Below are 19,023 nucleotides of genomic sequence, written 5' to 3'. Positions count from 1 at the left end.
AAACCCCTTCCGCGATAGGCAAGGTGGTGCCTAGTCTGCGGCAGGGTTGTTCTGGGAGAGATGCCGATGTTTCGTCGTGACCTGTTGCTGGGGGGCGCCGCCATTGGCGGCGCCGGGATTATCGGCGCGCCCGCGGTGGGGCAGACCGCGAGTTCGAGTGTCGTGAAATTCGTACCCCAGGCGAATTTGTCCACGATCGACCCGTTCTGGACCACCGCCTATATCGCGCGGAATCACGGCTACCTGGTCTATGACCAGCTCTACGGCGTCGATGACGACTACAAGGTGCATCCGCAGGCCGCCGCCGGCCATGTCGTCGAGAATGACGGGCTGCGCTGGGTCTTCACGCTCCGCTCCGGCATGAAGTTCCACGATGGCGAGACGGTGCGGGCGAAGGATGCGGTGGCGAGCATCGGGCGCTGGGCCAAGCGCGACGCCTTCGGCCAGCGTCTGCTGACGCAGATGGACTCGATGACGGCGCTGGATGACCTGCGCTTCGAGATCAAACTGAAAAAACCCTTCCCGATGATGCTGGACGCCTTCGCCAAGGTGACCACGCCCTGCCTGTTCATCATGCCCGAACGCGTCGCGCAGACCGATGCCTTCACGCAGATCACCGATGCGACCGGCAGCGGCCCGTACAAATTCGTCCGTGACCAATGGGTGCCGGGCTCCAAGGCGGTGTGGGAACGCTATGCCGGCTATTCCCCGCGCCCGGATGGCGGCCCCGCGCACAATACCGCGGGCACCAAGGTCGCGCATTTCGAACGTGTCGAATGGCACATCATCCCCGATGCCGCGACCGCCGCCGCGGCCGTCACCTCCGGCGAGATCGACTGGTGGGAACAGCCGACCGCGGATCTGTTCCCCTCGCTCGCGCGCAACCGCAATGTGACGGTCGAGGTCGCCGACCCGATGGGCCTCATCGGCACCTTCCGGCCGAACCACACCACCGAGCCCTTCAACAACCCCGCCGTGCGCCGCGCCGTCATCACCGCCATCAACCAGGCGGATATGATGACCGCGGTGATCGGCACCGATGCCTCGCTGATCCGCGACAATGTCGGCTTCTTCGCGCCGCGCAGCCCGCTGGCCTCCGACATCGGGCTCGACCGCTACCACAAGAGCATCGACGAGGCGCGCGCGGCCTTGCAGGCGGCCGGTGCCATGGGCTCGAAGCTCGTGTTGCTGGCGGCGACGGATCTCGCCTCGATCAACGCCTGTTCGCTGGTCGGCGGCGATCTGTTCAAGCGCATGGGCTTTGACGTCGAATATGTCGCGACCGACTGGGGCACGGTGGTGCAGCGCCGCGCCTCGCGCGAGCCGATCGACAAGGGCGGCTGGTCGGGCTTCTTCACCTTCTGGTCCGGCATCGATCATTGGACCCCGGCCGGCCACAACGCCATTCGCGGCAATGGCGCGCAGGCTTGGTTCGGCTGGCCCGACATCCCGGCGATCGAGGCCGGGCGCGATGCCTGGTTCGACGCACCGAACCTCGCAGCCCAGCAGGCCGCGACGAAGGAGATGCAGCGGGTCGCCTTCGACCAGGTGCCCTATGTCCCGACCGGGCAGTATTTCCAGCCGACGGCGTATCGCAAGTCGCTGACGGGCGTGCTGAAGGGCCCGCCGGTGTTCTGGAACATCAAGCGGGTGTGAGGACACTTCTGGCCGCCTGCCTGCTGTGGCCCGGCCTTGCCTGGGCGCAGCCGGTGGCGGAATGGGCGGCGGTGCGGGCGCCCTCGGGCGACGCGCCGCGGATCGTCGGCGAGTATTCCAACGGCTGCATCGGGGGCGCCGCGGCGTTGCCGTTGCAGGGGCCGGGCTGGCAGGTCGTGCGGGCCTCGCGCAACCGCTTCTACGGGCATCCCTCGCTGGTGGGCTTCATCGAGGGATTTGCCGCGCGGGCGCGGGCGGCGGGCTTCGCCGATCTGTGGATCGGCGACATGGGCCAGCCGCGCGGCGGGCCCCTGCCCTTCGGCCATGCCAGCCATCAGATCGGGCTGGATGTGGATGTCTGGCTGGATCTGGACCCGAAGCCGGTGCTGCCGCTGGCGGCGCGGGAGCGGATCGAGGTGCCCTCCCTGGTGCTGCCGGATGAGAGCGGGGTCGATCCCGCGCGGTTTTCAGAGCGGCATGCGGCGCTGATCCGACTGGCGGCGGAGAGCCCAGGCGTGGACCGCATCTTCGTCAATTTCGCGATCAAGCGGGCGCTCTGCACCGCGCATCGCGGCGAGGCCTTCCTGCGCCGGGTGCGGCCCTGGTACGGGCATGACAGCCATATGCATGTGCGGCTGGCCTGCCCCGCGGGATCGCCGGGCTGCATCGCGCAGGCGCCACCGCCGGGGGGCGATGGCTGCGATACGAGCCTGGAGTGGTGGTTCTCCGAGCAGGCGCGGCACCCGCCGCGCAGCACGCCGGGCGCCCGGCCGCGCTTGCCGGCGGCCTGCGCCGGGCTGCTGCGCCGCTAGACCCGCGCCGCCATGCGCGCCGCCGCCAGCGCGATCCGCCGCATCGCCACCGGCGAGGGCCGGTCATCCATCGAGGGCGGCAATGCCGGCAGCGCTTCGGCGAGGTGGCAGGCCGCGACATGCCCTGGCGCGATCTCGCGCAGCGGTGGCACATCCACGGCACAGCGCGCCACGGCGAAGCCGCAGCGCGGATGGAACGGGCAGCCCGGGGGCGGGTTGATCGGGCTCGGCGGATCGCCGGGCGGCGGCGACAAACGTCCGCGCCCGGCCGGGTCCGGCCGCGGGATCGCGGCCAGCAGCGCCCGCGTATAGGGGTGGCGCGGATTGGCGAAGAGGCTGCGCTTGTCGGCCTGCTCCACGATGCGGCCGAGATACATCACCGCCACGCGGTCGGCCATGTGGCGCACCACCGCGAGGTCATGCGCGATGAACAGATACGCAAGGCCAAAGCGGGATTGCAGATCCTTCAACAGGTTTACCACCTGCGCCTGGATCGAGACATCCAGCGCGCTCACCGGTTCGTCGCAGACCACGACGTCGGGCCCGGCCGACAGCGCGCGGGCGATGCCGATGCGCTGGCGCTGACCGCCGCTGAATTCATGCGGGAAGCGCGCCGCGTGGAAGGGCGCGAGGCCAACCAGGGACAGCAATTCCTCGACCCGCGCGCGGCGGGAGGCAGCATCGCCGATGCCATGGACCAGCAGCGGTTCCTCCAGCGTTTCGGCGATGGTGTGGCGCGGGTTGAGGCTGGCGTAGGGGTCCTGGAACACGATCTGCGCGCGGCGCCGCATCGCGCGCATCGCCTTGGTGCCGGCCTGCGTCATATCCACGCCGTCGAAGCGCAGAGAGCCGGCGCTGGGCTCGATCAGACGCAGCGCGAGGCGCGCCGTGGTGGATTTGCCGCAGCCGCTTTCGCCGACCAGCGCGAGGGTCTCGCCGCGCGCAAGCTGGAAGGAGACGCCATCCACCGCGCGCACAACCCCGCCCGAAACACGGAAATGCCTGGCGATATCGGTGACTTCGAGAATGGTCACGCATCCACCGGCGCATAGATGCAGGCGACCTCATGCCCCGGCGCCAGCATCGCCAGCGGTGGCGGCGCCACCTCGCAGGCCGCATCGGCGAAGGCGCAGCGGGGCGCAAAACGGCAGCCTGGGGGCCAGGCGAAGGGCGGCGGCACGCTGCCCTCGATCGTCGGCAGGCGGGGTGTCTCAAGATCCATGCGGGGAATGCTGCCCAGCAGGCCGATCGTGTAGGGATGCTGCGGATCGGCGAAGAGGTCGGTCGCGGAGGCGCGTTCGACCACGCGGCCGGCATACATCACCGCCACCTCATCCGCCGTCTCCGCGACCACGCCGAGGTCGTGGGTGATCAGCAGCAGCCCCATGCCGGTCTCGGCCTGGATGTCGCGCAGCAGGTCGAGGATCTGCGCCTGCACGGTGACGTCCAGCGCCGTGGTCGGCTCATCGGCGATCAGCAGGCGCGGTTGGCAGGCCAGCGCCATGGCGATCATCACCCGCTGCCGCATGCCGCCCGAGAGGCGATGCGGGTGGTCGTCGAACCGCCGTTCCGGGCTCGGGATTCGCACACGCGCCAGCGCCGAGATCGCGGCGTCGCGCAGATCGGATTTCGAGAGGCTGCGGTCATGCGCGCGCATCGCCTCCATGATCTGCGCGCCCACGGTATGCACCGGGTTGAGGCTGGTCATGGGTTCCTGGAACACCATCGCCACCCGCGATCCGCGCCGTGCCCGCATCTTTGCGGGGGAGAGGGCCAGCAGATCCTCATCCTCCAGCAGCACACGGCCACCGGCGACGCGGCCGGGGTGGGCCAGCAGGCGCATCAGCGACAGCGCCAGCGCCGACTTGCCGCAACCGCTTTCGCCGACCACCGCGAGGGTGCGCCCGGCCGCCAGCGACAGATCCACGCCATCGACCGCGACGACCGCGCCCTGTCGCGTGTCGAAGACGGTGCGCAGGTTCTCGACCTGCAGCAGGCTCACAAGGACCCGAAGGTCGGAGGGCTGATCTTCTCGACCGGGCGGTGCGCCCAGTCGCGGCTGGGCACATTGGCGATGACGCGCTTCTGGGCCTCGTGCAGATGCTCGGCGGCCTGGCGGTAGTCCATGGTCAGCACCTCGCCATCGCGCACGACCTCGCGGCCATCGACGAAGACATTGGTCAGCGCGCGATCGCCGGCGGCATAGATCAGGCTGCGCATCGGGTCGCGCGCCGGGCGCATCTGCGGATGCGTGGTATCGACCAGCACGAGATCGGCGCGGCACCCCGGCGCGAGCCTGCCGATATCGTCGCGGCCGAGCGCCTTGGCACCGCCGATGGTCGCGGCCTCGAACAGATGCGTGGTGGTCAGGGTGCGCGGATCGCCGGCCTGGGTGCGGGCGAGATAGGCGACCAGCCGCATCTCATCCAGCATGTTGTGCGGATAGGTGTCGGTGCCGAGGCCCATGTTCACCCCTGCCCGCCTGTAGCGCCCGAAATCCTTCAGGGTGATGCCACGGCGGGCGAAGACGGTCGGGCAATGCGCGACGGTGGTGCCGGTCGCGGCCAGGCGGTCCATGTCGCTGGTGGTGTGCCAGCGGGTCGAGGGATGGTCGTCGAGGAAGATGCCATGGCCGATGATGCTGCGCTCCGACAGCAGGCCCATGGAATCCAGCCAGCCGATCGGCGTCATGCCATGGCGGCGGGTGATCTCGTGGAATTCGGTGACCGATTGCGCGGCATGGATCTGCCAGGAGATGCCGCGACGGGTCGCTTCCTGATGGCTGTCCTTCAGCAGTTGCGGCGCGCAGGTGTCGATCTGGGCGGGCACGACCATGCCGAACAGGCGCCCGCTTTCATGTTGCTGCGCGCGTTCGATCAGCGACAGCGCCTCGGCCATCGCCTTCTCGCCGGCGGCCTCGTCCCATTCATACTCGACGACATGGCCGTTCCTGGTGAACCAGCGGGCGGAGCGGAACATCGGCGCGACGCAGACGCGCATCCCGCTCTCGCCCAGGATGTCGAGCCAGCCCGGATGCGCCATCGACAGGTCGGCGAGCGTGGTGACGCCCGACAGCAACAGTTCTGACAGTGCGACGCGCACGCAATGCGGCACCGCCTCGGCATCGCCGCGGAAGATCGGCAGGTATTCGTAGAGCGAGGAATTGTAGAAGCCGGGGCTGCCGATCTCATCGATCAGCCCCTTGTTCATCGGCTCGCTGGAGGGGTGGCAATGGATGTTCACGAGGCCGGGCATCACCATCCGCCCCGTGCCGGGGAGGATGGTGTCCGCCGTGCCCTCATAGCCACGGCCGACGAAGGTGAGGACGCCATCGGCGAAGACGACATCCGCATCGGGCATATAGGCATGCGTCCCGGCCGTCGCATCCCAGGCGACGACCATTTCGGCCTTGCGGATGAGCGTCGTCGCCATGGTCAGCGCACCACCCGCAGATCGAGCGCCTTGTACAGCCCGACGCCGTAAAGCCCATGCGCCCGCGCGCCCGTCACGCGGTTGCTGGCACCGACGAAGAGCTGCTCGCGCGCCGTGGTGATCCAGACATTGTTTTCGGCAAGTCGCCGTTGGACATTGGCCAAAGCCGAGGCCCGCACAGCAGGATCGGTCGCCGAACGGGCTTCCGCCAGCCAGGCATCGGTCTGCGGATCGTTCCAGTTCATCCGGTTCGGCGAGGGCCGCTGCGTCGAGGGGAAGTACAGGTTCAGCGCGTCACCGGCCGAGAAATACGGGTAGGACAGGAACACCGCGCCGAATTCCTGCGTCGCCATGCGGCCCCATGCCACGGTCGCATCGAAGAACTGGATGCGCATCTCAACCCCGATCCGGCGCAGCGCCTGCTGCATGATCTCGGACTGGCGCTCGTTTTCCAGGGTGTTGATGCCATAGGTCAGGAAGCTCGCGCGCACGCCATCCTTCACGCGCACACCATCGCTGCCCATCACCCAGCCCGCCTCATCCAGCAGCTTCATCGCCCCCGGCGGATCGAAGCCCGGCACCAGCGCGTCCGATGCGGCATCATAGTCCAGCGCCACAGGGTTGACGATGTTCACAGCCGGCTGCGCATGGCCGAACCACACGGCGCGGACCAGTGCGGGCTTGTTGATCGCCATGGCCATCGCCCGGCGCGCCGTCGCGTCATTGACGAAGGGCTTGTCGATCTTGAAGGCCATGTAGAAGTCCCAGAGGTAGTTCGGCTGGGTCGTCACGGTCACCGAGGGCACGCGGCGCAGCTGGTCCAGCGCCACATTCGGGATGTATTGCGTGGCATCCGCGGCCCCGGTCTGCAAGGCCGCCAGCCGCGCCGTCGCCTCGGGGATGACACGCCAGATCACCCGCTCGATCTGGGCGGGGCCACGGTTCTCGAAGATCGGCGGGCCCCAGCGGTAGTTGGGGTGGCGGGTCAGCACCAGATCCTGGCGCGGGGTCCAGGATTCCCAGCAATAGGGGCCGGTGCCGTTGAAGCCCTGCACACCGAAGTTGGCGCCCAGCCGCTCGACCGAGTTGCGATCGACCACCGAGGCGAAGAACAGCGTCAGCTGCGCCAGCAGTTCGGAGAACGGCTCCTCCAGCTCATAGACCACGGTATGCGCATCGGTCGCGCGGATGTCCCTGACCTTGCCGGCGCGCCAGGCGACCGGGCTGCGGGTCGCGGGATCGATCCAGCGCTTGATGGTATAGACCACGTCATCGGCGACCATCGGCCGCCCGTCGCAGAAGGTGACGTCGCCGCGCAGATGGAAGGTGTAGGTCTTGCCATCGGGCGAGACCTCCCAGCGTTCCGCCAGCCCGGGGCGGATGGTCTGCATGTCCCAATCCATCGAGACCAGCGTATCGGACATCATGTAGATGACCTCACCGGCGCTGCGGGCGGTGCTGCGCACGGGGTCGTAGCGGTCGGCGTCGATCTCGCGCATCAGCACGGCGGTGTTGCGCGGTGTCTGGGCGGCGGCGGGAAGGCTCGCTGCAACCAGGCAGAGGGCGGTGAGCAGGCGGCGCATGGATGGGTCTCCCGGCTGTTTCAGGGTCGAAGCTTCGGATCGAGCGCGTCGCGCAGCGCATCCCCAAGCACATTGCAGGCCAGAACGATTCCGAAGATCGCGAGCGAGGGGATCACCGCGATATGCGGGGCGAAAAACAGGAAGGTGCGCCCTTGGGCGGCCATGGCGCCAAGCTCCGCCGTCGGCGCCTGCGCCCCCAGTCCCAGGAAGGACAGCGCCGAGCCCAGCAGGATCACCTGCCCCAGCCGCAGGGTGGCGAACACCAGCAGCGGCGCCACGCAATTGGGCGCCAGATGCCGCCGGATCAGCCGGAAGGAGCCCATGCCGGTGGCCCGCGCGGCCTCGATATAATCCTGCGCCATCACCACGAGCGCGGTCGATCGGGCGATCCGCGCCATCAGCGGCACGGTCGCGACCGACAAGGCGATGACCACGGCCACCAGCCCCGGCCCGAAGATCGCGGCGAGCGCGAGGCCGAACAGGATCGCCGGGAAGGACAGCATGACATCCATCAGCCGCATCAACACGCCATCCAGCCGCCGCCAATGCGCCGCGATCAGCCCGATGCTGACACCGATGACGCCGCCGACGACCAGTGCGGCGACCCCCATCAGCAAGGTCATCCGCAGCCCGAACAGCAGCCGCGACAGCATGTCCCGCCCCTGCCCATCGGTGCCCAGGATGTAGTCGCCCCCAGGCGGCGTCATCACCGACATGAGGTCCGTCTCATAGGGATCGACCGGCGCCAGCCAGGGCGCGAACAGCGCCGCCAGCACGACCAGCAGCAGGAAGCTCGCCGCCGCCGCCGCCGCCACATCGCGGAACACCAGCCGCAGCACCGAGGGCCGGGCGGAGAGGGCCGCACTCATGCCCCGCGCACCCGCGGATCGAGCACACCGTAAAGCAGATCGACGATCAGGTTCACGATGATGAAGCCGCCCGACAGCACGATGATCGTCCCCTGCGCCATGGGAAAGTCGGAGGAGGTGATCGCCCCCACCGCGAGGCGCCCGACGCCCGGCCAGGAAAACACCGTCTCGGTCACCACAGCGCCACCGAGCAGGAAGCCGATCTGCAAGCCGATCAGCGTCACCACCGGGATCAGCGCATTGCGCAGCGCGTGATGCAGCACGACGGCGGTCTCGGTCAGCCCCTTGGCCCGCGCCGTGCGGACGTGGTCCGCGGACAGCACCTCCAGCACCGCCGTCCGCGTCATCCGCGCCACCGGCCCGATGAAGACGCCGCCCAAAGTAATCGCCGGCAGCGCCACGCCGCGCAGCCCCTGTAGGGTCCAGAGCGGCCCTTGCCGCCCGGTGAAGGGCAGCCACTGCCATTGGAAGCCGACGAACCAGATCAGCAGCAGGCCGACGAAAAACACCGGCACCGACACCCCACCGACCGAGATCGCCATGATCAGCCGGTCCAGCCACGACCCGCGCAGATAGGCCGAGAGCGTCCCCATCCCGATCCCGAGCGGGATCGACCAGATCAGGGCCGCGAACATCAGCTCCAGGGTCGGGCCGATGGTCGCGCCCAGCTCCTGCGACACCGGCACGTTGTTGATGATGGAGACGCCAAGATCGCCCTGCACCAGCCGCCACATGTACAGGCCGAACTGCACATGAAGCGGCTGGTCGAGCCCGAGATCGCGACGGATCGCCTCGACGATATCGATGGTGGCATTGGGCCCGGCGCGGACAATGGCGGGGTCGGTCGGCACCACCTGCATCAACAGGAAGCCGACCAGCACCACCCCCAGAAGCACCGGCAGCGCGAGCGCGATGCGCTCCGCGGCGTGGCGCAGCATCAGCCAAGCGCCCCGTTGGCAAAGACCCCGTGGCGGTCATGGATCACCTGGCCGCCCCGGATCGTCAGGTCGCAGCGCGCGCCCTTCACCGCCTCGGGCGAGGCCTCCAGCAGATCGGTGTCGAACACGGCGACATCCGCATCCATGCCCGGCGCCAGCGTCCCGCGCCGCGTCTCGGCAAAGCGGGCGAAGGCACCGGCCGAGGTATAGGCATGCAGCGCCTGTTCGGCGGTCAGCGTCTCCCCCGCCCCCAGCACCCGGCCACGGCTGGTCTGCCGCGTCCGCATGGTGAAGAAATTCACGAAGGGATCGACCGTCGAGACCGGGCAGTCCGAGGAGGCCGAGGGGTTGTGGCCTTCCTCGACGAAGGTCCGCATCGGGTAGCAGGCGTTGGCCCGCTCCGGCCCCAGCACGTCGATGTAGCTGTCGCCGAACTCATAGAGGAAGATCGGCTGCGGCACCGGCAGCACGCCCGCGGCCAGCATGCGCCGCCGCTGGTGGCGATTGGCCCAGCCGGCGTGTTCGATGCGGTGGCGTGGGCGCGGATCGGGCAGGTCCTCCATGCCCTTCAGCACCTGCTCGATCGCGGCATCGCCGATGGCATGGATGTTCAGGGCAAAGCCCCGGCCATGCCAAAGCGCGAGCAGCCCATGCATCGTCTCCTCCGGGAAGCAGAAGACGCCGGTGCCGCCGGGCAGGTAGGGGTCCATGAAGGCAGCGGTCATGCCGCCGGCGCTGCCATCGGCAAAGACCTTCACCGCGCCGCAGGCAAGCATCGGGTCGGTGACATCGGGGCGCAGGCCCTCGGCCCAGGCGGCTTCGGCGATGCCTTCCGGATTGGCGGAGAGCACCAGCCACATGCGCTGCTGCAAGCGGTCCTCGGCCAAGGCGCGGCGATAGGCGGCGAGTTCCGCGAGGCCCGCCGTCATCCCGACATTCATGTCCGAGGCGGAAGCGAAGCCGAAGCTCGCGAGGTTGCGCCCCGCCGCCTCGATCGCGGTCACCATGGCGGCCTCATCCGGGACCGGGGTGACGTCCAGGATCAGGCGCATCGCGCGTTCCTGGAACAGCCCGGTCAGCCCGCGGGGGCCGCGCCCGATCACCCCGCCCTCAGGGTCCGGGGTATTGTGGCCGACGCCCGCGATCCGCATCGCCGCGGCATTGGCGACGCCCATATGGCCGCAGGTCCGCTTGATGAAGACCGGGTTGTTGGGGGCGGCGCGGTCCAGTTCGGCCGCGGTCGGGTGGCGGGCCACGTCCAGCGCGGTGTGGTCATAGCCCCGGCCGATCAGCCAGGCCCCCTTGGGCGTGGCGGCGGCGGCATCGGCGATGCGGGTGAGCAGCGCATCCAGGGTCCGCACCTGGTCGGGGCGCAGGTTCACCTCCACCAGCCCGAGCCCATAGGGCAGCAGATGCATATGCGCCTCATCCAGCGCCGGGGTCGCGAGGCGGCCTTCGAGGTCGAGCCGCCGGTCTTCCGGCCCCGCAGCCGCCAGCGCGTCCTCGCCGAGGGCCGTGACGACGCCATCGCGCAGCAGCACGGCATCGGTGAGCGGCGCGCCGGACCCTGTCCAGACGCGCCCGCCGTGCAGCAGTAGCCCCGACGTCATGAACGCCAGTCGGAGCCTTGACCCTCGATCAGCCGCAGCGCGCTGTCCCAGGCCCAGATGTAGTGGTCCTGGACGTTCGGGCGGTTGAACTGTTCGGCCGTCTTCAGCCGCACGCTCTCGGGCGGCAGCACCAGTTCGCAGCCGCCGGTGAGTGCGGCGACCTGCGCCTGGCAGGCGCGCTCCAGGTAATAGATGTAGTTGAACGCCTCGGGGATCGTCTCGCCGGCGACGAGCAGCCCGTGGTTGGCCAGGATCATCGCCTTGTGGGTGCCAAGGTCGTTAACCAGCCGGTCCCTCTCGTCGAGGTCGAGCGCGATGCCCTCATAGCCGTGGTAGGCGAGGTGGCCATAGAATTTCAGCGCATGCTGGCTGATCGGCAGCAGCCCCTGCTTCTGGGCCGCGACCGCCATGCCGGCGGCGGTGTGGGTATGCACCACGCACATCAGGTCTTCCCGCGCCATGTGGATCGCGGAATGGATGGTGAAGCCCGCGGCATTGACCCGCTTGGACTCCGGCCCGTCCTCGATGACATTGCCGTGCAGGTCGATCTTGACCAGATCCGACGCCTTCATCTCATGGAAGAGCACGCCGTACTTGTTGATCAGGAAGTGGTGGTCGGGGCCGGGCACCCGGGCGCTGAGATGGGTGTAGATGAAATCGGTCATGCGGAAATGCGCGATGAGCCGATAAAGCGCCGCCAGATCGCAGCGGACGGCCCATTCGGCCTCCGACACGCCATGGAGGCTGGAAGGGGGGGCGGCGTAGGTCATGCGGGAGCTCCTTAACCGGATTGCCTCAAAGTCATGCCGTGACGGCGCCGCGTCAACACTGTTGAGGCAAAACCGATGGCCCTTGGCGACCAATCCTGCCCAGGGCTTGGGCAATAGGCGGTTGCATGCCCAAGGCGATGGGCGATCATGCCCGGCCACCAAGGAGATGTCCCCAATGATCCGCGCCTTCACCCGCCGGCTGGCCTTGCCGCTGGCCCTGGCGGTGTCCCTCGCCGCGCCTGCCTGGAGCCAGCCCGCCCCCTCCGGCACCCTTCGGATCGTGCTGGTCAACGATCTGGCCAGCCTGGACCCGGTGCAATCCACCGCCGCCTTCGTCCGCAACCATGGCTTCATGGTCTATGACCAGCTTTTTGCCTTGGACAGCAAAGGCGTCGCCCAGCCGCAGATGGTCGGCGCGCATGAGGTCTCCGCGGATGGGATGAGCTACAGCTTCACCCTGCGCGACGGCCTGCTGTTCCATGACGGCACGCCGGTGCGGGCGGCGGATGCGGTAGCCTCGATCCGCCGCTGGGAACAGCGCGACATCGTCGGCAAGGCTTTGGCCTCCGCGACCGGCGCCCTTGAGGTGGTGGACGACAAGACCTTCACCCTCCGCCTCGCCCGCCCCTTCGCATTGGTGACCGAGGCGCTGGCCCGGCCGACCGCGAGCGCGCTCTTCGTGATGCCGGAGCGGATCGCCAGCACGCCGGCCAATACCGCCATCACCGATGCGACCGGCAGCGGCCCCTTCATCTTCCAGACCGATCAGTGGCGGGCCGGCGAGCGCGCGGTCTATCTCCGCAACCCCGCCTATCGCCCCCGCGCCGAGCCCGCCGACGGCTTCGCCGGCGGCAAGGTGGCGCTGCTGGAGCGGATCGAGTGGCTCTCCTTGCCCGACCCCGCGACCGCGGCCGCGGCGCTGCAGCGCGGTGAGATCGACTTCATTGAACAGCCCGCGCCCGATCTGATCCCGACCCTGGAACGCGCCCGCGACGTGCGGACCATGGCGCTCAACCCCGTGGGCTTCATGGTCTGGCTGCGGATCAACCACACCCAGCCGCCCTTCGATCGGCCCGAGGCCCGCCAGGCGCTGCTGCATCTGATCAACCAGCAGGATGTGCTGAACGCCGTCGGCGTGCGGCCGGCCGAACAGGTGCCCTATTGCCCCGCCTATTTCTTCTGCGGCTCGCCCTTGGACTCCTCGGCCGGGGCCGTGGGGCTGCGAGAGCCGGATGTGGCACGCGCCCGCGCCCTGCTGCGTGAAGCCGGGTATGACGGGCGCAGGATCGTGTTCATGGATGCGGCCGACAGCCCGACCAACCATGCCGCGACCCAGACCATGGCTGCGGCGTTCCGCACCGCCGGGCTGAATGTGGACACGCCCTCGATGGATTGGGCGACCGTGACCCAGCGCCGCAACCGCCGTGAGCCGGTGGACCAGGGCGGTTGGAACTTCTTTGTCACCGTCGCCAATGTGCTCGACGGGCAGAACCCGCTGACGAACCTCTACCTCGCCAGCCCCTGCGAGGGCGGGCTGACCGGCTGGCCCTGCGACCAGGAGCTGGAAAACCTGCGCCGGTCCTGGTGGGAGGAGAATGATCCCGCCAAGCGGATGGAGATCCTGCACCGGGTCCATGCCCGGGCGTATGTGGTGCTGCCCTATATCAACGCCGGGCAGTACCGCACCCTCGCCGCCTATCGCGCCAATGTGGTCGGGCTGCGCCCCACCACCGTGCCGGTGTTCTGGGGCGTGTCGAAGCAGTAGCACCCTTGGGCGAGGAGGGCGGCGACGCCCCCCTCGCCTCACCCCTCCCGGCGGCGCCGCAGCGCCATATCCAGCAGCAGCAGCGCCAGGGTCATCCCGATCAGCAGCACCGCGACGGCGGCCATGGTCGGGTCCAGGTTCTCGTTGATCCCGTTCCAGATCCGCCTTGGCAGCGTGTAGACGTTGCGCGAGGCGATGAAGAGGACAATGAGAAGCTCGTCCCAGGAATGGATGAAGGCGAAGATCCCGCCCGAGACGATGCCCGGCATGATCCGCGGCAGGATCACCCAAGCCAGCGTCTGCCGCAGCGAAGCCCCCATCCCGCGCGAGGCCTGTTCCAGCCGCGGGTCGAAGGCCGCCAGCGCCGTGGAGACGGTGACGATCACATAGGGGATGCCCGTCACCCCATGCGCCAGCGCCACGCCGAGGAAGGTGTCGAGCAGCCCCGCCCAGGCGAAGTAGCGATACAGCCCGATCGCATAGACGATCGAGGGGATGATCAGCGGCAGCAGCATCAGCGCCCGGATCACCTCGGTCGAGCGCCGCGCCAGCCGCCAGCAGCCGATGGCGCAGAGCGTGCCGCAGATGACCGCGATCGCGGTTGCCGCACAGGCGATCCAGAAGGATTGCGCCATGGCGTCCAGCCAGAGCGGCGAGGTGAACAGGTTGTGGTAGTACTGCCAGGAGATGTCGTGCTTGGGCAGCGACAGGAAGCGCTGGTCGGTCAGCGAGACCGGCAGCACGATCGACAGCGGCAGCAGCAGATAGAGCGCCGTCGCCCAGGCGATGCCGCGCGCGAAGGGGCCCGGGCCGTGACCGCCGCCGGGTCCGTGACCCCCGTTCATGCCCCGCCCCCGAACAGGCGCCGCAGGTTCACGAGGCGCGAGAAGACCACGAGCGTCGCCAGGATCGCCAGCACCAGCACCGTCGCCATCATCGCCCCCAGTCCCCAGCGCAGCAGGTCCAGGATCTGCAGCTTGATCCATTCCGCGACCATGAGCGTCCGCCCGCCGCCGAGCAGCGCCGGCGTGATGTAAAAGCCGAGCGAGAAGATGAAGACCAGCACCCCCGCCGCGATCACCCCCGGCATCGACAGCGGCAGGAACACCCGGCTGAAGGCGAACCCGCGCGAGGCGCCCATGCCGCGCGCCGCGGCGAGCAGGCGCGGATCGACCTCACGCATCGCCGCCAGCATCGGCAGCACGGCATAGGGCACCATGTAATGCACCATGCCGATCACGATGCCGGTCTCGTTCCAGACCAGCGCCAGCGGTTCGGTGATGACCCCGGCGGCGATCAACCCCTCGTTGATCACCCCCTGGCGGCGCAGCAGCGTGACCCAGGCGAAGGCGCGCACCAGCACCGAGATCCATAAGGGCACCAGCACCGCGAGCAGCCACCAGCGCCGCGCCCGCTCGGTCGCCAGCGCGATGACATAGGCGAGCCCGTAGCCCAGCAGCAGCGCGATGGCCGTGGTGATGATGCAGATCCGCAGCGTGGTGACGATGACGCGCTGCACGCTCTCGCTGGTGAACAGGCGTTCGTAATTGCCGAGGCCAGGGCTCGGCTCCATCACGCTGATCGCCAGGACCTGCGCGATCGGGGCGATATAGACCAGGGTCAGCAACAGGAAGGCCGGCGCGATCAGCAGCCACCAGCCGGTGTCGCGCCTCATGCCGGATCCTCGGCCACCGCGACGGCGGCATCCGCGGCCCAACCCAGACGCACGGCCAGGCCCTCGGCGGGCGCGATCGGCGCGCGCCAGGACGGCAGCGAGGCGCGCAGCGGCCCCATCGGCGTATCCACCACCAGCGAATACCCGGCGCCGAGATAGGACCAGCTCAGGATTTTTCCGGGCGCGACATTGGCGGCGGTTTCGCCATCGGCCAGCAGCGCGATTTTTTCGGGCCGCAGCGAGAGCAGCACCGGGCCGGAGGCCGGCGCATCCGCCTGGGCCAGGTCGAGGCCGCCGAGGTGCAGCACGCCGCCTTCGGCAGTGGCTTCGAGGAAGTTCGATTTGCCCAGAAAATCGGCGACGAACCGCGTCGCCGGGCGCTCATACAGCGCGGCCGGTTCGCCGGTCTGGATCAGCTTGCCATGGTTCAGGATCGCGACCTGGTCGGAGAGCGACAGCGCCTCATCCTGGTCATGGGTGACATTGACGAAGGTGCGGCCGACGCGGCGATGCAGCGCGCGCAGCTCCTCCTGCAACTCGGCGCGGAGTTTCTTGTCCAGCGCCGAGAGCGGCTCATCCAGCAGCAGCAGCGCCGGGTCGAAGACCAGCGCGCGGGCCAGCGCCACGCGTTGCTGCTGCCCGCCCGAAAGCTGCTGCGGCCGGCGGTCGCCCAAGGCCGAAAGCTGCACGAGGTCGAGCGCCGCGCGCACCTTGTCCTCGCGTTCGGCGCGGCCCATGCCGCGGACGCGCAAGGGGAAGGCGACGTTCTCGGCGACCGTCATATGCGGGAACAGCGCATAGCCCTGGAACACCATGCCGAAGTCGCGCTTCTCCGGCGGCAGGGCGGTGATGTCCTTGGTGTCCAGCAGGATACGCCCCGCATCCGGCACGGTGAAGCCCGCGATCGCCATCAGTATGGTGGTCTTGCCCGAGCCGCTCGGCCCCAGCAGCGTCAGGAACGAGCCCGCCGCGACATCGAGCGAGACGCGATCGACAGCGACGAAATTGCCATACCGTTTGGTGACGCCGTGAAGCGCGAGGGCGTGGCTCATGCCCGATAGCCCGGCTGCTCGCGGTCCATCTTCCGCTTCAGCGCCTGCCAGACCAGCCAGCCCTTGTCGGAGCCGGTGCCGAACTGGTTCGTGGTATGCGCCACCACCTCGACGGGCGGCAGCGACAGCGCCACGCCGGAGGATTGTGCCGCGATCTGGATACGGCAGGACTGCTCCAGATAATACATCCAGTAGAAGGCCTCGGCGACCGTGGCGCCGACCGTAAGCAGCCCGTGATTGCGCAGGATCATCGCCGGCTTGTCGCCGAGGTCGCGCACCAGGCGCTCGCGTTCGGAGAGGTTGTCCTCGGCCGCGACGCCCTCATAGCCATGGATGGTGACGCGGCCGGTGAACTCAATGCTGATCTGGTTCAGCGGCAGCAGCCCATCCGCCTGGGCCGCAACCGCCATGCCCGCCAAGGTGTGGGTGTGCATCACGCAGCCCGCATTGGCGCGGCCGCGATGCACCGCGGAATGGATCACGAAGCCCGCCGGATTGACCGGCCAGTCGGTCGGCTGCGCCGGCTCGCCATCGGCATCGACCAGCACCAGGCTGGAGGCGGTGACCTCCTCGAACAACAGCCCATAGGGGTTGACCAGGAAGCGATGACCGGCCCCCGGCACCCGCACCGACAGATGCGTGTAGACGAGGTCGGTCATCCCGAAATGCGCGATCAGCCGATAGGCGCAGGCCAGATCCTCACGCAATGCGGCTTCGGTGGCGGGGCCCGAGGGCGGTTTGGCGATCATCAATAGCCCTTGTCAGGATCATAGAGGTTGGGCAGGGGTGCGCCCATCTCATAGGCCCGGATCGCGTCCACGACATAGCGCGCCCGCTCCCGCCGCGGCGCGAGCGAGGCGAGATGCGGCGTCACGATGATCTTGGGATGGGTCCAGGCCGGGCTGTCGGCGGCCAGGGGCTCCGGCTCGAACACATCGAGCACGGCGCCGCAGAGATGACCGCTGTCCAGGGCCGCGATGATGTCCGGCAGGCTGGCATGGCTGCCGCGCCCGGCATTCACCAGCCCCGCCCCCGCCGGCAGTTTTCGCAGCAACGGGGCGGAGATCAGCCCCGCCGTCTCAGGTGTGGAGGGCAGCAGGCAGACCAGGATGTCGGTCTGCGCCAGGAAGGCATCCAGCTCCGCATCCCCGGCGAAGGAGGCGACCCCCGGCAGCGACTTGCGCGTGCGCGACCAGCCGGAGACGGCGAAGCCGAGCCCTTGCAGCATCTCCGCCGCCCGCGTGCCCAGGTTGCCGAGCCCCATGATCCCGACCCGGCGCTCCGCGGCGCTGAACGGGTTCTCGAAATTCTCCCACCGCGAAGCGGCCTGGGAGAGCGCGATCCGCCGCCCGCCGCGCAGCAGCGAGAGGCAGGCCCAGGCGATGTATTCGCCCATGCGCTGCGCCGTATTGTCCCCGCCCATGCGGACCAGCGGCAGATGCCGTGGCCAGTCCGGGTCGCGGGTGATGTTGTCCACGCCGGCGGCGGAGGAGAACACCACATGCAGCCCCGGCAGGGTGGCAAGCCGCCCCGGCTCGGGGTCCCAGACCATCACATAACGCACGTCCTCGACCGGGACGGCATCATCCCAATGGGCCACGTTCAGTTCAGGGGCGGCCTCCGCGAAGGCCGCCTTCCACTCGGGCATCGACGCAAGGCCGCCCGATTTCACCAACAGATGCGGCATCAGCCCGTGATCACATCCAAGACCTTGCTGTTCAGCTCGGCGTAGTTCTCGCCCCACCAGGTGCCGTCCAGCGTGCATTGCACGGCGACATTGGCCGGATCGGTCGGGTTGAAGCGCTTGAACTCCTCGGGCACCACCGCGGCGGCGCGCGGGTTGGTCGGGCCATTGCCGAGGAACTTCAGCAGCTCCACCTGCGGCTCGGGATTGGCCAGCATCGAGGCCAGCAGCTTCTGCACCATCGCCCCGCCGGGGTTGCCCCTGGGGCTGACGAAGATGCCGCCCTGCAACAGGCCCTGGTTCCAGATGAACTTCAGCCGGCCGCTGGTCTCGCGTTCCAGGATGGTGGCGCGGGTGTGCCAGATCTGGCCCATCACCGCCTCGCCGGTGCGCATGAACTGCTCGCTCTCGCTGCCATTGGTCCAGAAGACGCAGTTGCGGCGGATTTCGCGCAGCTTGGCGAGGCAGGCCGGCACGTCGAGCGGGTAGAGGGCCGCCGGGCTCTTGCCGAGCGCCATCTGCGCGCCATCCAGCACCGCCAGCGCATCCCGCCGCAGCAGCCTTGTGCCGGGGAACTTCTGGACGTCGTAGAAATCGGCCCAGTTCTGCGGGCCGCCATTGGGGAATTTCGCGGTGTCGTAGATCAGCACGCTGCTGAAGGAATAGGGCGCCGCGCCATGCTCCATGGCGAAGGCGGGGGAGATCACGTCGGATTTCTGCACGACGCTGTAGTCGATCTTGTTCAGCAACCCCGCCTTGCCGAGCAGGATCGCCGAGGAGGCGGAGCTGTCGCAGAGGTCCCAGGTGGTGCGGCCGCTCTCGACCATGCTGCGGATGCGCCCGGCACTCGGGCCGGTGCTGTCCTGCACCACCTTCCAACCCGGGTTGGCCGCCATGAAGGGCGCGCCGTAGTTGGTGCCGAAGCCCTGGTTGGCGACACCGCCCCAGTTGACCATCACCATCTCTTGCGCCGCCTGGGCCGCGGCATCGCTGCCGGCCGGCAGCACGCCGAGCCCCACGAGGCCGGCGAGCAGCGCGCGGCGATCGACCTTGCCTTCGCGGAACTTGCGCATGGCGAGCTCCATGCAATCCTGCTGGAATGTTTGCATCATCGTGATCCCTTGCCTCGCGGGCCGGCTGGCGCGACCCTGATGAATGGAAGTCAATCGAAAGGCGG

The 19,023-nt window shown here is 68.7% G+C and carries 17 protein-coding genes; 3 read left to right on the top strand and 14 right to left on the bottom strand.

Features of this window, described 5'->3' with window-relative positions; translation table 11 throughout:
* Positions 1 to 66: 66 nt before the first annotated feature.
* Positions 67 to 1,656, top strand: coding sequence for an ABC transporter substrate-binding protein (locus tag C8P66_RS03870; protein WP_111396832.1), 1,590 nt, complete (start codon positions 67 to 69; stop codon positions 1,654 to 1,656).
* The gene (gene mepA, locus C8P66_RS03865) at positions 1,653 to 2,468 is read left to right on the top strand and encodes a penicillin-insensitive murein endopeptidase (protein WP_111396831.1); all 816 of its coding nucleotides are present in this window, start codon (positions 1,653 to 1,655) and stop codon (positions 2,466 to 2,468) included. Before C8P66_RS03870 ends, mepA begins: the two co-directional genes overlap by 4 nt.
* On the opposite strand, the gene C8P66_RS03860 is transcribed toward mepA, so the two are convergent.
* From C8P66_RS03860 to C8P66_RS03825, 8 genes are read right to left on the bottom strand one after another with little or no spacing between them, the layout of a single operon-like run.
* Entirely contained in the window at positions 2,465 to 3,496 is a 1,032-nt protein-coding gene (locus C8P66_RS03860; protein ID WP_456303631.1) for an ABC transporter ATP-binding protein, read from the bottom strand. The two genes, mepA and C8P66_RS03860, sit on opposite strands and share 4 nt — an antisense overlap.
* Before the next feature lie 2 nt (positions 3,497 to 3,498).
* Positions 3,499 to 4,470, bottom strand: a complete 972-nt coding sequence (locus C8P66_RS03855; protein ID WP_408881950.1) for an ABC transporter ATP-binding protein — start codon at positions 4,468 to 4,470, stop codon at positions 3,499 to 3,501.
* The gene (locus C8P66_RS03850; protein ID WP_111396829.1) at positions 4,467 to 5,900 is read right to left on the bottom strand and encodes an amidohydrolase family protein; all 1,434 of its coding nucleotides are present in this window, start codon (positions 5,898 to 5,900) and stop codon (positions 4,467 to 4,469) included. The genes C8P66_RS03855 and C8P66_RS03850 overlap by 4 nt, the downstream gene beginning before the upstream one ends.
* A 2-nt stretch (positions 5,901 to 5,902) precedes the next feature.
* A complete protein-coding gene (locus tag C8P66_RS03845; RefSeq protein ID WP_111396828.1) occupies positions 5,903 to 7,483 on the bottom strand; it encodes an ABC transporter substrate-binding protein in 1,581 nt (526 codons plus the stop codon).
* 20 nt (positions 7,484 to 7,503) lie between these two features.
* Positions 7,504 to 8,352: an ABC transporter permease gene (locus C8P66_RS03840; RefSeq protein WP_111396827.1), complete on the bottom strand. Its 849-nt coding sequence runs from the start codon at positions 8,350 to 8,352 to the stop codon at positions 7,504 to 7,506.
* On the bottom strand, positions 8,349 to 9,290 hold the full coding sequence (locus tag C8P66_RS03835; protein WP_111396826.1) for an ABC transporter permease: 942 nt from the start codon (positions 9,288 to 9,290) through the stop codon (positions 8,349 to 8,351). The genes C8P66_RS03840 and C8P66_RS03835 overlap by 4 nt, the downstream gene beginning before the upstream one ends.
* A complete protein-coding gene (locus C8P66_RS03830) occupies positions 9,290 to 10,900 on the bottom strand; it encodes an amidohydrolase (RefSeq protein WP_111396825.1) in 1,611 nt (536 codons plus the stop codon). The genes C8P66_RS03835 and C8P66_RS03830 overlap by 1 nt, the downstream gene beginning before the upstream one ends.
* Positions 10,897 to 11,670, bottom strand: coding sequence for a class II aldolase/adducin family protein (locus tag C8P66_RS03825; RefSeq protein WP_111396824.1), 774 nt, complete (start codon positions 11,668 to 11,670; stop codon positions 10,897 to 10,899). The genes C8P66_RS03830 and C8P66_RS03825 overlap by 4 nt, the downstream gene beginning before the upstream one ends.
* 175 nt (positions 11,671 to 11,845) lie before the next feature.
* Between C8P66_RS03825 and C8P66_RS03820 the strand changes: the two genes are divergently transcribed.
* On the top strand, positions 11,846 to 13,435 hold the full coding sequence (locus C8P66_RS03820; RefSeq protein WP_245903195.1) for an ABC transporter substrate-binding protein: 1,590 nt from the start codon (positions 11,846 to 11,848) through the stop codon (positions 13,433 to 13,435).
* 38 nt (positions 13,436 to 13,473) lie between these two features.
* Here the strand turns inward: C8P66_RS03820 and C8P66_RS03815 are convergent, their stop codons facing one another.
* Genes C8P66_RS03815 through C8P66_RS03790 form a run of 6 tightly spaced genes read right to left on the bottom strand, consistent with a single transcriptional unit; the run spans position 13,474 to position 18,958 of the window.
* Positions 13,474 to 14,280, bottom strand: coding sequence for an ABC transporter permease (locus C8P66_RS03815; protein ID WP_111396822.1), 807 nt, complete (start codon positions 14,278 to 14,280; stop codon positions 13,474 to 13,476).
* Complete coding sequence (locus C8P66_RS03810; protein WP_111396821.1) at positions 14,277 to 15,110, bottom strand: ABC transporter permease; 834 nt, start codon at positions 15,108 to 15,110, stop codon at positions 14,277 to 14,279. The genes C8P66_RS03815 and C8P66_RS03810 overlap by 4 nt, the downstream gene beginning before the upstream one ends.
* Complete coding sequence (locus C8P66_RS03805) at positions 15,107 to 16,162, bottom strand: ABC transporter ATP-binding protein (RefSeq protein WP_111396820.1); 1,056 nt, start codon at positions 16,160 to 16,162, stop codon at positions 15,107 to 15,109. The genes C8P66_RS03810 and C8P66_RS03805 overlap by 4 nt, the downstream gene beginning before the upstream one ends.
* On the bottom strand, positions 16,159 to 16,911 hold the full coding sequence (locus C8P66_RS03800) for a class II aldolase/adducin family protein (RefSeq protein WP_111396819.1): 753 nt from the start codon (positions 16,909 to 16,911) through the stop codon (positions 16,159 to 16,161). The genes C8P66_RS03805 and C8P66_RS03800 overlap by 4 nt, the downstream gene beginning before the upstream one ends.
* Positions 16,911 to 17,849: a 2-hydroxyacid dehydrogenase gene (locus C8P66_RS03795; RefSeq protein ID WP_111396818.1), complete on the bottom strand. Its 939-nt coding sequence runs from the start codon at positions 17,847 to 17,849 to the stop codon at positions 16,911 to 16,913. Before C8P66_RS03795 ends, C8P66_RS03800 begins: the two co-directional genes overlap by 1 nt.
* A complete protein-coding gene (locus tag C8P66_RS03790) occupies positions 17,849 to 18,958 on the bottom strand; it encodes an extracellular solute-binding protein (protein WP_158537085.1) in 1,110 nt (369 codons plus the stop codon). Before C8P66_RS03790 ends, C8P66_RS03795 begins: the two co-directional genes overlap by 1 nt.
* Positions 18,959 to 19,023 lie beyond the last annotated feature (65 nt).

The organism is Humitalea rosea, from assembly GCF_003253705.1.
GTDB lineage: Bacteria > Pseudomonadota > Alphaproteobacteria > Acetobacterales > Acetobacteraceae > Humitalea > Humitalea rosea.
The sequence above is the reverse complement of the archived record's forward strand: the minus strand, read 5'-3'. Positions and strand labels throughout refer to the sequence as shown.